The sequence below is a fragment of the Mesorhizobium sp. WSM4849 genome, assembly GCF_055811385.1.
Genome location: NZ_JBVVPW010000014.1, coordinates 125,740 through 139,070, shown reverse-complemented (window position 1 = coordinate 139,070; position 13,331 = coordinate 125,740). Strand labels below are relative to the sequence as shown.

The following is a 13,331-nucleotide window of genomic DNA, read 5'->3' as shown; positions in this document are numbered from 1 at the left end:
CATTCCGGCCCGCTTCTTCGACGCCGTCATGGCGCCGTCACAGTCTAAAGGGACAACATCCTCACATGGCACGCAACAAGATAGCGCTCATCGGCTCGGGCATGATCGGCGGCACGCTCGCCCACATGATCGGCCTCAAGGATCTCGGCGACGTTGTGCTGTTCGATATCGCCGAGGGCATCCCGCAAGGCAAGGGGCTGGATATCGCGCAGTCGTCGCCGGTCGATGGCTTCGACTCCAGGCTGGTCGGCGTCAACGATTATGCCGGCATCGAGGGCGCCGACGTCTGCATCGTCACCGCCGGCGTGCCGCGTAAGCCCGGCATGAGCCGCGACGACCTTCTCGGCATCAATCTGAAGGTCATGGAGCAGGTTGGCGCGGGTCTCAAGAAATACGCGCCGAAAGCCTTCGTCATCTGCATCACCAACCCGCTCGACGCCATGGTCTGGGCGCTGCAGAAGTTCTCCGGACTGCCGAAGAGCCATGTCGTCGGCATGGCCGGTGTGCTGGACAGTTCGCGCTTCCGCTACTTCCTGGCCGAGGAGTTCAAGGTGTCGGTCGAGGATGTCACCGCCTTCGTGCTCGGCGGCCATGGCGATTCCATGGTGCCGATGATCCGCTATTCGACGGTCGCCGGCATCCCGCTGCCCGACCTCATCAAGATGGGCTGGACCTCGAAGGAAAAGCTCGACCAGATCGTGCAGCGCACCCGAGACGGCGGCGCCGAGATCGTCGGCCTGCTCAAGACCGGCTCGGCCTTCTACGCACCGGCCGCCTCGGCGATCGCCATGGCCGAAGCCTATCTCAAGGACAAGAAGCGCGTGCTGCCCTGTGCTGCGCATCTCTCCGGCCAGTATGGTGTCAAGAACACCTATGTCGGCGTGCCGGTGGTGATCGGCGCCGGCGGCGTCGAGCGCGTCATCGAGATCGAGCTCGGCAAGGCCGAGCAGAAGATGTTCGACAGTTCGGTGGCGGCGGTGCAGGGCCTGTGCGAGGCCTGCGTCAAGATCGCTCCGCAACTCGCCGCCAAGTGACCCGCCGCCAATTGACCCGGAGATATCTAGCATGAACATCCATGAATATCAGGGCAAGGCGCTGCTGAAGGGCTTTGGCGCACCGGTGGCCGAAGGCGTGCCGGTGTTCGAGGCAAACGAGGCGGAAGCCGCCGCCAAGGCGCTGCCCGGCCCGCTGTATGTGGTGAAGAGCCAGATCCATGCCGGCGGCCGCGGCAAGGGCAAGTTCAAGGAGCTCGGACCCGACGCCAAGGGCGGCGTCAGGCTGGCGAAGTCGGTGGCCGAAGTGGTCGCCAACGCCAAGGAAATGCTTGGCCACACTCTGGTCACCAAGCAGACCGGCCCGGCGGGCAAGCAGGTCAACCGCCTCTATATCGAGGACGGCGCCGACATCGAGCGCGAGCTCTATCTGTCGCTGCTGGTCGACCGCTCGGTCGGCCGCATCGCCTTCGTCGTTTCGACCGAGGGCGGCATGGACATCGAGGCGGTCGCCCACGACACGCCGGAAAAGATCATCACCCTCGCCATCGACCCGGAAAAGGGTGTGACGGCGGCTGATTTGAAAGAACTCAACGGCGCGCTGCAGCTCGACGGCGACGCCGCCAAGGACGGCGAGACGCTGTTCCCGATCCTCTACAATGCCTTTCTGGAGAAGGACATGAGCCTGCTCGAGGTCAACCCGCTGATCGTCATGAAGAACGGCCGGCTGCGCGTGCTCGACGCAAAAGTGTCGTTCGACAACAACGCGCTGTTTCGCCATCCCGACGTGATGGAGCTGCGCGACATCACCGAAGAGGACGAGAAGGAGATCGAGGCGTCGAAACACGACCTCGCCTATGTCGCGCTCGACGGCAATATCGGCTGCATGGTCAACGGCGCCGGCCTCGCCATGGCGACGATGGACATCATCAAGCTCTATGGCGCCGAACCCGCCAACTTCCTCGATGTCGGCGGCGGTGCGTCGAAGGAGAAGGTGACGGCGGCGTTCAAGATCATCACCAAGGATCCGGCGGTCAAGGGCATCCTGATCAACATTTTTGGCGGCATCATGAAGTGCGACATCATCGCCGAGGGCGTGATCGCAGCAGTCAAGGAAGTCGGGCTGCAAGTGCCGCTGGTGGTGCGGCTGGAAGGCACCAATGCCGAACTCGGCAAGAAGATCATCAACGACAGCGGGCTCAACGTCGTCTCGGCCGACGACCTCGACGATGCCGCGAAGAAAATCGTGGCGGCAGTGAAGGGCTGAAGGGCAGTCGATGATCTCGACCCGACTTCTGTGTGCAATTGGACTCGGCTGCTTCGCCCTGCCGGCGCACGCGGAAGAGATTTCGGATGCAATGGTGCTCTATAAGAATATCTGCATCGCATCAAACGGCGATTTGAATAAAGCGGAGCAATTGACGATCGAGAATGGATTTTCGATCGATTCTGACGACCGTGGCAGAAAGACTTTCGATCGACCGATTACTGGAACTCTCTCGGCGCCGTTTGTCATACTCAATCCGGCAGGATCAAATGGGAATAAGTCTTTGCTCGACATCTGTGAGATCTTCGGAACTACGATTCGAATGGCAGAGTTTGATGACTACGCTCGCTCGCGGGGTTTGATCGAGGTGCCGAAGGAGGGGGTTCTTGGCGATCTAGCGGACCAAAACTACGTCCGGATTTACGCAAACAAGGAGTGCCAGGCTGCTGGGGACGGCAGCGCCGCATGCCTCGTTATCTGGACCATCGGCGACAATCCGGTAGACGAAAAGTTCAGTGGAGTTTTTCGTTTTGGAACTCCTCGGCCTCAAGTGGGGAATTCTCTATGACCCCTCCATCCACAAGCGTGAAGGGCTGATCTGGTGCCTCCGCACAAGATAAATCTGGTCGAGGCGGCGGATCAGAAGATCAAGAAGGTCTTCGATCCGCATATCGCCGGCGACGTCAACGACGCCCAGGTCAAGATCGCCAAGTTCGGCGATGTCTTCGACTGGCACGCGCATGACAATGAGGACGAAGCGTTCCTGGTGCTGCGCGGCCGCATCGCTATCGATTTCCGCGACGGCACGGTGGAACTTGGCAGCGGCGAATTCATCGTCGTGCCGCGGTCCGTCGAGCACCGGCCGCGCTCGCTGAGCGAGGAGCCGGTGGTGCTGATGTTCGAACCGGCGACGACGCTCAACACCGGCAACGCCAAGAGCGACCTCACCGTCGCCGACCTGAAACGGCTGTGACCTGACGATGACCGCGCAGCCTTCCTCCATCAACGGTTTGTAAAAAGGACCACCATGTCCATTCTCGTCGACAAGAATACCAAGGTCCTCGTGCAGGGCCTGACCGGCAAGACCGGCACGTTCCATACGGAGCAGGCGCTGGCCTATTACGGGACAAAAATGGTCGGCGGCATCCACCCCAAGAAGGGTGGCGAGACGTGGACTGGTGCCAAGGGCGAGAGCCTGCCGATCTTTTCCACGGTTGCCGAAGGCAAGGCAACGACCGGTGCCAATGCTTCCGTTGTCTATGTGCCGCCGGCCGGCGCCGCGGAGGCGATCCTGGAAGCGATCGAAGCCGAGATCCCGCTGATCATCTGCATCACCGAAGGCATCCCGGTGATCGACATGATCAAGGTCAAGGCGCGGCTCGACCGCTCGACATCGCGGCTCATCGGCCCCAACTGCCCCGGCGTCCTGACCCCCAACGAATGCAAGATCGGCATCATGCCTGGCAACATCTTCCGCAAGGGCTCGGTCGGCGTTGTTTCCCGCTCGGGAACGCTTACCTATGAGGCTGTGTTCCAGACCACCAATGTCGGCCTCGGCCAGACCACCGCCGTCGGCATCGGTGGCGACCCCGTCAAAGGCACGGAGTTCATCGACGTGCTGGAGATGTTCCTCGCCGACGACGAGACCCAATCGATCATCATGATCGGCGAGATCGGCGGCTCGGCCGAGGAAGACGCCGCGCAGTTCCTCAAGGACGAAGCCAAGCGTGGCCGCAAGAAGCCGATGGCCGGTTTCATCGCCGGGCGCACGGCCCCGGCCGGCCGCACCATGGGTCATGCGGGAGCGGTCATTTCCGGTGGCAAGGGCGGCGCGGAAGACAAGATCGCGGCGATGGAATCGGCCGGGATCAAGGTATCGCCGTCGCCAGCACGGCTGGGCACGACGCTGGTCGAAGCGATCAAAGGTTAAGGGAGTAGGGCAGTATGGGAGTAGGGGAATAGGAAGAACGGGACGAGTGGCGACAATTGCCACTTTCCCTACTGCCCTACTACCCTATTCCCTTACTCCCCTTCGGAAAAGGAGACGGAGCCAGGCTCCGCGGAAAAAAATGGCAAGACACGATCAGGCCAACGACCAATTTTCGCTTACCTCTTTCCTCTATGGCGGCAATGCCGATTATATCGACGCGCTCTACGCCGCCTATGAGGACGATCCCTCTTCGGTCGACCCCGAATGGCAGGATTTCTTCGCGGCGCTGAAGGACGACGCCGGCGATGTCCGCAAGAATGCCAAGGGCGCCTCATGGGCCAAGCCCTCGTGGCCGCTGCAGGCCAATGGCGAATTGGTGTCGGCGCTCGACGGTGATTGGGGCATCGTCGAGAAGCACATCGAGAAGAAGGTCCAGCACAAGGCGGTGATGAACGGGGTCACCCTTTCCGACGCCGACGTGCATCAGGCGACGCGCGATTCCGTGCGCGCCATCATGATGATCCGCGCCTACCGCATGCGTGGCCACCTGCACGCCAATCTCGATCCGCTCGGCATCGCCAAGCCGCTCGAGGATTACAACGAGCTGTCGCCGGAAAATTACGGCTTCACCGCCGCCGATTACGATCGCCCGATCTTTCTCGACAATGTGCTCGGGCTCGAATTCGGCACCATCCGTCAGATGCTCGACATATTGACCCGCACCTATTGCTCGACGCTCGGCGTCGAGTTCATGCATATTTCCGATCCCGAGGAGAAGGCCTGGATCCAGGCGCGCATCGAGGGCACCGACAAGGAGATCTCCTTCACCGCCACCGGCAAGAAGGCGATCCTGCAGAAGCTGGTCGAGGCCGAGGGCTTCGAGCAGTTCATCGACGTCAAGTACAAGGGCACCAAACGCTTCGGCCTCGACGGCGCAGAGGCGTTGATCCCGGCGCTGGAGCAGATCGTCAAGCGCGGCGGCCAGCTCGGCATGAAGGAGATCGTGCTCGGCATGGCGCATCGCGGCCGGCTGAACGTGCTCTCCCAGGTGATGGCCAAGCCGCACCGCGCCATCTTCCACGAGTTCAAGGGTGGCTCTGCCGCGCCCGACGAGGTCGAGGGTTCGGGCGACGTGAAGTACCATCTCGGTGCTTCGTCGGACCGCGAGTTCGACGGCAACAAGGTGCACCTGTCGCTGACCGCCAATCCCTCGCATCTGGAAATCGTCGATCCGGTGGTAATGGGCAAGGCGCGGGCTAAGCAGGACTCGCTGTTCGGCCGCAGCCGCGAGGAGATCGTGCCACTGGAAGAGCGCGCCAAAGTGCTGCCTCTGCTCCTGCATGGCGACGCCGCCTTTGCCGGCCAGGGCGTGATTGCCGAGATCCTCGGCCTGTCAGGCCTGCGCGGCCACCGCGTCGCCGGCACGCTGCATTTCATCATCAACAACCAGATAGGCTTCACCACCAATCCGCGCTTCTCGCGCTCGTCGCCTTATCCGTCGGATGTGGCCAAGATGATCGAGGCGCCGATCTTCCACGTCAATGGCGACGATCCGGAAGCCGTGGTCCATGCCACCAAGGTGGCGATCGAATTCCGCATGAAGTTCCACAAGCCTGTCGTGGTCGACATGTTCTGCTATCGCCGCTTCGGCCACAACGAAGGCGACGAGCCGGCCTTCACCCAGCCGATCATGTATAGCAGCATCCGCAGCCACAAGACGACGGTGCAGATCTATGCCGACCGGCTGATCGCCGAAGGCCACCTCACCCAGGCCGAATTCGACAAGCTCAAGGCCGACTGGCGGGCACATCTCGAGCAGGAATTCGAGGTCGGCCAGCATTACAAGCCCAACAAGGCCGACTGGCTGGATGGCGCCTGGTCGGGCCTGCGCACAGCCGACAACCAGGACGAACAGCGGCGCGGCAAGACCGCCGTCCCGGTCAAGACGCTGAAGGAGATCGGCAAGAAGCTGACGGAGGTGCCGAAGGACTTTGCGGCCCACAAGACGATCATGCGGTTTCTCGAGAACCGCCGCCAGGCGATCGAGGCGGGCGAGGGAATCGACTGGTCGACGGCCGAGGCTCTGGCCTTCGGCGCCATCCTGCTCGACGGCAATCCGGTCCGGCTGTCAGGACAGGATTCGGAGCGCGGCACGTTCTCGCAACGCCACTCCGTGCTCTACGACCAACGCGACGAGACGCGCTACATTCCGCTCAACAATCTGTCGGCGGCGCAAGCCGGCTTCGAGGTCATCAACTCGATGCTGTCGGAAGAGGCCGTGCTCGGCTTCGAATATGGCTACAGCCTGGCCGAGCCGAAGGCGCTGACGCTTTGGGAAGCACAGTTCGGCGATTTCGCCAACGGCGCCCAGGTGGTGTTCGACCAGTTCATCTCGTCGGGCGAGCGCAAGTGGCTCAGAATGTCGGGCCTCGTCTGCCTGCTGCCGCATGGCTATGAAGGCCAGGGGCCGGAACATTCGTCGGCTAGGCTCGAGCGATTCCTGCAGCTTTGCGCCGAAGACAACATGCAAGTGGCCTACTGCACGACGCCGGCCAACTACTTCCACATCCTGCGCCGGCAGTTGAAGCGGGATTTCCGCAAGCCGCTGATCCTGATGACGCCGAAGTCGCTGCTGCGCCACAAGCGGGCGGTGTCGACGCTGCCGGAGATGTCGGGCGAAAGCGCGTTCCACCGGCTGTTGTGGGATGATGCCCAGCAGCTCCCCGGCCAGGCGATCAAGCTCACCAAGGATTCGAAGATCCGTCGTGTCGTGCTCTGCTCGGGCAAGGTCTACTACGACCTCTACGAGGAGCGCGAGAAGCGCGGCATCAACGACATCTACCTGCTGCGCGTCGAACAGCTCTATCCGTTCCCGGCCAAGGCGCTGATCACCGAGCTGTCACGCTTCCGCAACGCGGAGATGGTGTGGTGCCAGGAGGAGCCCAAGAACATGGGCGCCTGGTCGTTCATCGATCCGTATCTGGAATGGGTGCTGGCGCATATCGACGCCAAGCATCAGCGGGTGCGCTATACCGGCCGGCCCGCCGCCGCGTCGCCGGCGACCGGATTGATGTCGAAGCATCTCGCCCAGCTTGCCGCCTTGCTCGAAGATGCGCTCGGTGAATAGAACAGAGCTCGGCGAACAGAACAGAACCGACAGAAAACGGACAGGCACAATGGCTACCGAAATCCGCGTCCCCACTCTTGGCGAATCCGTCACCGAGGCGACCATCGGCAAATGGTTCAAGAAGGTAGGCGACGCGATCGCCACCGACGAACCGCTGGTCGAACTCGAGACCGACAAGGTAACGGTGGAAGTGCCGGCCGCGTCCGCGGGAACGCTTAGCGAGATCGCGGTCAAGGAGGGCGAGACGGTCGAGGTCGGCGCTTTGCTCGGCATGATTTCGGCGGGCGACGGGGCAAAAGCGGCAGCACCCGCGAAGGCGTCAACTCCCGAACCAAAGCAGGACGCGATATCGCAGGCCTCGGCGCCGACCGCCGCATCCACTGTCAAGCAAGCCGCGGCCGAGACCGCCAAGATCGCCGGCGATGCCGGGCCGATCGAGGCGCGCACGATGCCGCCGGCGCCGGCGGCGGCGAAGCTGCTGGCCGAGAGCAATCTCGCGGTCGACCAGGTCTCGGGTTCCGGCAAGCGCGGCCAGGTGCTGAAGGGCGACGTGCTCGATGCGATCGCCAGGGGCGCGCCGTCGCAACCAGCCGAGACGCCGAAGGCCCCTGCACCGGTCGCCACCCGTGCGCCGTCCTCGGCCGATGACGCGTCGCGCGAAGAGCGCGTGCGCATGACCAAGCTGCGGCAGACCATCGCGCGCCGCCTCAAGGAAGCGCAGTCGACCGCCGCCATGCTGACCACCTTCAACGAGGTGGACATGAGCGCGGTTATGGCGCTCAGGACCAAATACAAGGATGTGTTCGAGAAGAAGCACGGCGTGAAGCTGGGCTTCATGGGCTTCTTCACCAAAGCCGTCACCCATGCGCTGAAGGAAATCCCCTCGGTCAATGCCGAGATCGACGGCACCGACATCATCTTCAAGAACTACGCCCATATCGGCGTCGCCGTCGGCACCGAAAAAGGCCTCGTCGTGCCGGTGGTGCGCGACGCCGACCAGATGTCGATCGCCGAGATCGAGAAGGATATCGGCAGGCTGGGCATCGCCGCGCGTGACGGCAAGCTTTCCGTGGCGGATATGCAAGGAGGCACGTTTACGATTTCTAACGGCGGCGTTTACGGGTCGCTGATGTCGACGCCGATCCTCAACGCGCCGCAGTCGGGCATTCTGGGCATGCACAAGATCCAGGAGCGGCCGGTGGTGGTCGGCGGCCAGATCGTGATCCGGCCGATGATGTATCTGGCCCTCTCCTACGATCACCGCATCGTCGACGGCAAGGAAGCGGTGACCTTCCTGGTCCGGGTCAAGGAAAGCCTGGAGGATCCGGAACGGCTGGTGCTCGACCTCTAGGGGCCGGTCGAGTTGAGCCGGAGAATGGATCTGCGCCACCGAATGATGACCAGTTCCGCGCATTTCCGGTCCAGGGTGTTTTTCGCAGCTGTGCTCGCGGCTGGCGTTGCGCAGACGGGATCGGCAGCCTTTGCCGCCTGCCCGCTCGAGCTCGCCGTCTATGGCGATGCCGAAGGTGCGGCCGAGATCGATTTCAGGCCGACCGGCGGGTCGGCTGTGGTCACCAACACGTTCAAGATGGTGCTCGATAACGATGTCGTGCTCGACGGGATCGTCATGTGGACGGAAGGCGTGGCGCGGCCGCATGGTTCGCTGATGTACAAATGCCCGACAGGCGACGTCACCGGCGACGAGCTCGCCGCCTGCACGCTGTGGGAGGGGGTCGTCTACAGTGCTGACGACAAGGGCAACGTCGCTCTGCTGCCGGCCGAAGGCGTCGACGCGCCGAAGACCCTGATCTTTCCCGACCTCGGACCGTCGCTGCAGAGGTCGACCGCCTATGGCGTCAACGGGTTTTCAAAGGTGCCGTGGGATGTTTTTTCGTTGAAGGGCTGTCAGGAATGAGCGCGGCCAAAAAAGTGCTGCTGGTGACCGGCGGCAGCCGCGGCATCGGCGCTGCCACATCCAGGCTTGCCGCCAAGGCCGGGTACCGCGTCGCGATCAACTATGCCTCGAACGAGGCCGCCGCCGCCGCACTAGTCGAGGCGATCGAGCAGGATGGCGGCGAAGCGCTGGCCATCAAGGGCGACGTCGGCAGCGAGGCCGATATTCGGGCGATGTTCGAGAGGATCGATCATGCCTTCGGGCCGCTCGACGCGCTCGTCAACAATGCTGGCGTGGTCGACCAGAGGGCGCGTGTCGACGAAATGAGCGGAGCAAGGCTGGAGCGCATGATGCGCATCAACGTCATTGGCTCCATGCTCTGTGCCTGCGAAGCGGTGAAGCGCATGTCGACCAGCCATGGCGGCAAGGGCGGCGCCATCGTGAATGTCTCCTCGATTGCAGCGAGAATTGGCGGGCCGGGCGAATATGTCGACTACGCTGCCTCGAAGGGCGCGATCGATTCCTTCACGATCGGCCTGGCGCGCGAGGTGGCCGGCGAAGGCATTCGCGTCAACGCGGTCAGTCCAGGGATTGTTGATACCGAAATTCATGCCTCCGGCGGACAGCCGGATCGCGTCGAGAGGATGCGTCACGGCGTGCCGATGCAAAGGGCGGGGACCACCGAAGAGGTCGCCGCGGCAATTCTCTGGCTCCTGTCGGACGGGGCGTCCTATACGACAGGCGCGAATTTGGAAGTGGGCGGCGGCCGCTAATCCCAGCCAAGGCTGAGTGCAGACCAGAAGGACAAATCATGGCTTATGACGTCGTTATCATCGGATCGGGACCAGGCGGCTATGTCTGCGCCATCAAGGCGGCACAGCTCGGCCTGAAGACGGCGGTGGTCGAGAAGGACGCGACCTTCGGCGGCACCTGCCTCAATATCGGCTGCATCCCGTCCAAGGCGCTCCTGCATGCGTCCGAGATATTCGCCGAGGCCGGTCATTCCTTCGACACGCTGGGCGTCGAAATCGGCGCGCCGAAGCTCAATCTGGAGAAGATGATGGCGCACAAGGACGCGACGGTGGCGTCCAACGTCAACGGCGTCGCCTTCCTGTTCAAGAAGAACAAGATCGACAGCTTTCGCGGCACCGGCAAGGTCATGTCCGCCGGAAAAGTGTCGGTGACCGGCGAGGGCGGCAAGGTCGAGGAGATCGAGACCAGGAACATCGTCATCGCCACCGGCTCCGACGTCACCGGCATCCCGGGGGTCAAGGTCGACTTTGACGAGAAAGTGATCATGTCTTCGACCGGCGCGCTGTCGCTGGACAAGGTGCCGGGCCACATGGTGGTGGTCGGCGGCGGCGTCATCGGGCTGGAACTCGGCTCGGTATGGGCGCGGCTCGGCGCCAAGGTGACCGTCGTTGAGTTCCTCGACACCATTCTCGGCGGCATGGACGGCGAGGTCGCCAAACAGTTCCAGCGCATGCTGTCCAAGCAAGGCATCGAATTCAGGCTCGGCGCCAAGGTGACCGGTGTCGCCAAGGCCAAGAAGGGCGCCATCGTCACCTTCGAGCCGGTCAAGGGCGGTGCGGCCGAGACGATCGAGGCGAATGCGGTGCTCATCGCGACCGGACGCCGGGCCTATTCGGACAGTCTCGGGCTGAAGGAGGCCGGGGTCGAGGTCGATGAGCGTGGCCGGGTCAAGACCGACGGCCATCTCAAGACCAATGTCCCCGGCATCTACGCCCTCGGCGACGTCATCGCCGGGCCGATGCTTGCCCACAAGGCCGAGGACGAGGGGGTGGCGGTAGCCGAGATCATCGCCGGCCAGGCCGGCCATGTGAATTACGGGGTGATCCCGAACGTCGTCTACACCAGTCCGGAAATCGCCTCGGTCGGCAAGACGGAGGAAGAGCTGAAGGCGGCCAGCATCGACTACAAGGCCGGCAAGTTTCCGTTCAGCGCCAATGGCCGGGCGCGCGCCATGCTGCACACCGACGGCTTCGTGAAGATCCTGGCGGACAAGCAGAGCGACCGCGTGCTCGGCGTCCACATCGTCGGTTTCGGCGCCGGCGAAATGATCCACGAGGCGGCGGTGCTGATGGAGTTCGGCGGCTCGTCGGAAGATCTTGCCCGCACCTGCCACGCCCATCCGACGATGTCGGAAGCGGTGAAGGAAGCGGCACTGGCGACCTTCTTCAAGCCGATCCACATGTAGGCCTTCCCAAGCTACTCCGGCAGCCATCTGACGGCTCAAAGCAAAACGGCCCGCTTTTCAGCGGGCCGTTTGTATTTGGAGTCAGCAGCCGATCACTGCGGGGCTGGTGCGGGCGCCGGGGCAGGCGCTGGCTCTGCAGGCGCCGGAGCAGGTGCTGGGGCAGGCGCCGGAGCGGGTTCTGCAGGTGCCGGGGCAGGTGCTGGCTCTGCAGGTGCCGGGGCTGGCGCAGGCTCTGCCGGAGCAGGCGTCGGTTCCGCGGGCGCTGGCGCCGGGGCCGGCGTGGTTGCGGCCGGCGGCTCACCAGGTGCTGGCGCCTCACCGCTTCTTCCAAAAACATAGTAAGCAACAATGGCCAGAATAACGACAACCAGGGCAATCAGCCAGCCGGTGCTGCCGCCACCCGACTTGGGAGGGGGTGTCGGAGTGGTGTACGGGTCGTTTGGATTCGCCATAAAAGTGTCCTCCGTGGGATGAAAAGTATCAATCAACACACATCAACGCGCAATCGTCGAACAGGTTTCACGCTAGGGATCGAAAACGCCAAAAACAGGGCAATCTTCGCCGGGAATCGTTTGTCCGCATGCACTTTACTCGCAAAATTCGCAGCGATCGAGCCAAAACAAACCTTTCGACCTTCCTGTACTGAGACAAGCCTTCCGTGATTCGGGAAAGGCATCGCCCCGAATCACGTCTTGCCGGGTCTGCAACTCGACCGTGCAACTCAGTCGACGGCAGTGACGGTGTAGCCGGCCTTGCGGAAATCTTCGACCAGACCTTCCGCGCCCGGAAGGTGCAAGGCGCCGACCGCCATGAAGGCGTTGCCCTTGGCGAGGATCGGCCCGGCATGATCGATCATCACCTTGTTGCGGCGGGTGATCATGGTTTCCTCGAAGGCGGCATAGCCCGCCGAATCGTCTTCGCCGCCGGGAAGGACGGCACGAAACAGCGGCCAGAGCATGCCGATGTCGCCGCGCTGGTAAAGCACGATCATGGTTTCGTTGACGTCGTTCACCCTGTTGCCGAGCTTCAATGTGTCGACGAGGCCCTTCATGTGAAAAGCGAGCGGCAGCGAGGCCATGGCGCGAAGCTGGTCGGCGACGGTCTCCAACCCATCGACGGCCTTGCCTGAGGCTTTGGCGTCCTGCGCGAGCTTGATGTCGAGCACCGGCGCGCCGCCGGCCTGGCGGGCCAGTTCACAGGCCGGGAGCGCGACCATGGTCGACAGCATCCACGGTTTCATCTTGGCGACGCTCGCCGGCGGGATGCCGCGCGCGTCGAGCGCCTTGTTCACCGCCGCCGCATCGTCCGGCGACAGCAGCGAGGACAGCGTGGTGCTGTCGGTGAACATCATCAGCTCCGGCTCTTTCAGGAACGCCGCCATCATATTCTGCTGATCAAGCACCTCCGTGGTCTCGATGACGACAGTGTCGGCGGCGTCAAACGCCTTTTGCGCGGCGGGCGGCAGCGTGGTCACGCGCGGGTCGGTCATGTGCATGGTGCCGAACAGGAAGGACGGCCTTTCGCCCGCCTTTTCCAGTTTCCACAACAAGCCCTTGCCGTTCAGTGTTGCGGCCGCTTCCGTCTCGATCTTGCGGTAGGTGGCGGGGTCGTCCTTCTGCAAGGCCGACAGCATGTCGGCGCCGGCGCAGACCGGGGTTTCGGCGCGCGCCTTGCCGGCGGCAAGCAGCGCGATGATGAGGAAAGAGAGAAAAAACAGGACGTTGAGCGCCACGAGCAGCTTCAACGACGCAAGGGCCGTGCGGTCGGCGATGATAATGACGCGTTTCATGGCCGCTTTTTAGAGACAAAGAACGGCGAAACGGTTAACTGGCGCAGCAAAATTGTCTCGGACATCGTTCCACGGCTGATATCCTGGCTGCAACTTTGCGAAATCATGCGTCGG

Annotated in this window: 11 protein-coding genes; 10 read left to right on the top strand and 1 reads right to left on the bottom strand. The window is 62.9% G+C overall.

The window, feature by feature from the left end; translation table 11 throughout:
- Positions 1-65: 65 nt before the first annotated feature.
- The 10 genes from mdh to lpdA all read left to right on the top strand — a co-directional run bounded on the left by mdh (position 66) and on the right by lpdA (position 11,428).
- Positions 66-1,034 (top strand): malate dehydrogenase, encoded by a 969-nt coding sequence (gene mdh / locus AC0L3L_RS17965; protein ID WP_473485939.1) that lies wholly within the window; start codon positions 66-68, stop codon positions 1,032-1,034.
- Positions 1,035-1,065: 31 nt separating this feature from the next.
- Positions 1,066-2,259: an ADP-forming succinate--CoA ligase subunit beta gene (gene sucC / locus AC0L3L_RS17960; RefSeq protein WP_473638582.1), complete on the top strand. Its 1,194-nt coding sequence runs from the start codon at positions 1,066-1,068 to the stop codon at positions 2,257-2,259.
- A gap of 10 nt (positions 2,260-2,269) precedes the next feature.
- Positions 2,270-2,827, top strand: a complete 558-nt coding sequence (locus AC0L3L_RS17955; protein ID WP_473638581.1) for a hypothetical protein — start codon at positions 2,270-2,272, stop codon at positions 2,825-2,827.
- A gap of 33 nt (positions 2,828-2,860) precedes the next feature.
- The gene (locus AC0L3L_RS17950) at positions 2,861-3,232 is read left to right on the top strand and encodes a cupin domain-containing protein (protein WP_254017006.1); all 372 of its coding nucleotides are present in this window, start codon (positions 2,861-2,863) and stop codon (positions 3,230-3,232) included.
- A gap of 54 nt (positions 3,233-3,286) precedes the next feature.
- Positions 3,287-4,189 (top strand): succinate--CoA ligase subunit alpha, encoded by a 903-nt coding sequence (gene sucD, locus AC0L3L_RS17945; RefSeq protein ID WP_473638580.1) that lies wholly within the window; start codon positions 3,287-3,289, stop codon positions 4,187-4,189.
- 139 nt (positions 4,190-4,328) lie between these two features.
- Entirely contained in the window at positions 4,329-7,316 is a 2,988-nt protein-coding gene (locus AC0L3L_RS17940; RefSeq protein WP_473638579.1) for a 2-oxoglutarate dehydrogenase E1 component, read from the top strand.
- A gap of 49 nt (positions 7,317-7,365) precedes the next feature.
- A complete protein-coding gene (gene odhB, locus AC0L3L_RS17935) occupies positions 7,366-8,667 on the top strand; it encodes a 2-oxoglutarate dehydrogenase complex dihydrolipoyllysine-residue succinyltransferase (RefSeq protein ID WP_473638578.1) in 1,302 nt (433 codons plus the stop codon).
- Positions 8,668-8,712: 45 nt separating this feature from the next.
- Positions 8,713-9,231 (top strand): hypothetical protein, encoded by a 519-nt coding sequence (locus AC0L3L_RS17930; RefSeq protein WP_473638622.1) that lies wholly within the window; start codon positions 8,713-8,715, stop codon positions 9,229-9,231.
- A complete protein-coding gene (locus AC0L3L_RS17925) occupies positions 9,228-9,983 on the top strand; it encodes an SDR family oxidoreductase (protein WP_473638577.1) in 756 nt (251 codons plus the stop codon). Before AC0L3L_RS17930 ends, AC0L3L_RS17925 begins: the two co-directional genes overlap by 4 nt.
- Before the next feature lie 38 nt (positions 9,984-10,021).
- Positions 10,022-11,428, top strand: a complete 1,407-nt coding sequence (gene lpdA / locus AC0L3L_RS17920; protein ID WP_473638576.1) for a dihydrolipoyl dehydrogenase — start codon at positions 10,022-10,024, stop codon at positions 11,426-11,428.
- 721 nt (positions 11,429-12,149) lie between these two features.
- Here the strand turns inward: lpdA and AC0L3L_RS17915 are convergent.
- Entirely contained in the window at positions 12,150-13,217 is a 1,068-nt protein-coding gene (locus tag AC0L3L_RS17915) for a TraB/GumN family protein (RefSeq protein WP_473638575.1), read from the bottom strand.
- Positions 13,218-13,331 lie beyond the last annotated feature (114 nt).

Bases quoted from the DNA above. Each gene is read 5' to 3' on its own strand.
- AC0L3L_RS17940 (WP_473638579.1), top strand. From the start codon at position 4,329: ATGGCAAGACACGATCAGGCCAACGACCAATTTTCGCTTACCTCTTTC.
- lpdA (WP_473638576.1), top strand. From the start codon at position 10,022: ATGGCTTATGACGTCGTTATCATCGGATCGGGACCAGGCGGCTATGTC.
- AC0L3L_RS17915 (WP_473638575.1), bottom strand. From the start codon at position 13,217: ATGAAACGCGTCATTATCATCGCCGACCGCACGGCCCTTGCGTCGTTG.
- AC0L3L_RS17930 (WP_473638622.1), top strand. From the start codon at position 8,713: ATGACCAGTTCCGCGCATTTCCGGTCCAGGGTGTTTTTCGCAGCTGTG.
- sucD (WP_473638580.1), top strand. From the start codon at position 3,287: ATGTCCATTCTCGTCGACAAGAATACCAAGGTCCTCGTGCAGGGCCTG.
- mdh (WP_473485939.1), top strand. From the start codon at position 66: ATGGCACGCAACAAGATAGCGCTCATCGGCTCGGGCATGATCGGCGGC.
- AC0L3L_RS17925 (WP_473638577.1), top strand. From the start codon at position 9,228: ATGAGCGCGGCCAAAAAAGTGCTGCTGGTGACCGGCGGCAGCCGCGGC.
- odhB (WP_473638578.1), top strand. From the start codon at position 7,366: ATGGCTACCGAAATCCGCGTCCCCACTCTTGGCGAATCCGTCACCGAG.
- sucC (WP_473638582.1), top strand. From the start codon at position 1,066: ATGAACATCCATGAATATCAGGGCAAGGCGCTGCTGAAGGGCTTTGGC.
- AC0L3L_RS17955 (WP_473638581.1), top strand. From the start codon at position 2,270: ATGATCTCGACCCGACTTCTGTGTGCAATTGGACTCGGCTGCTTCGCC.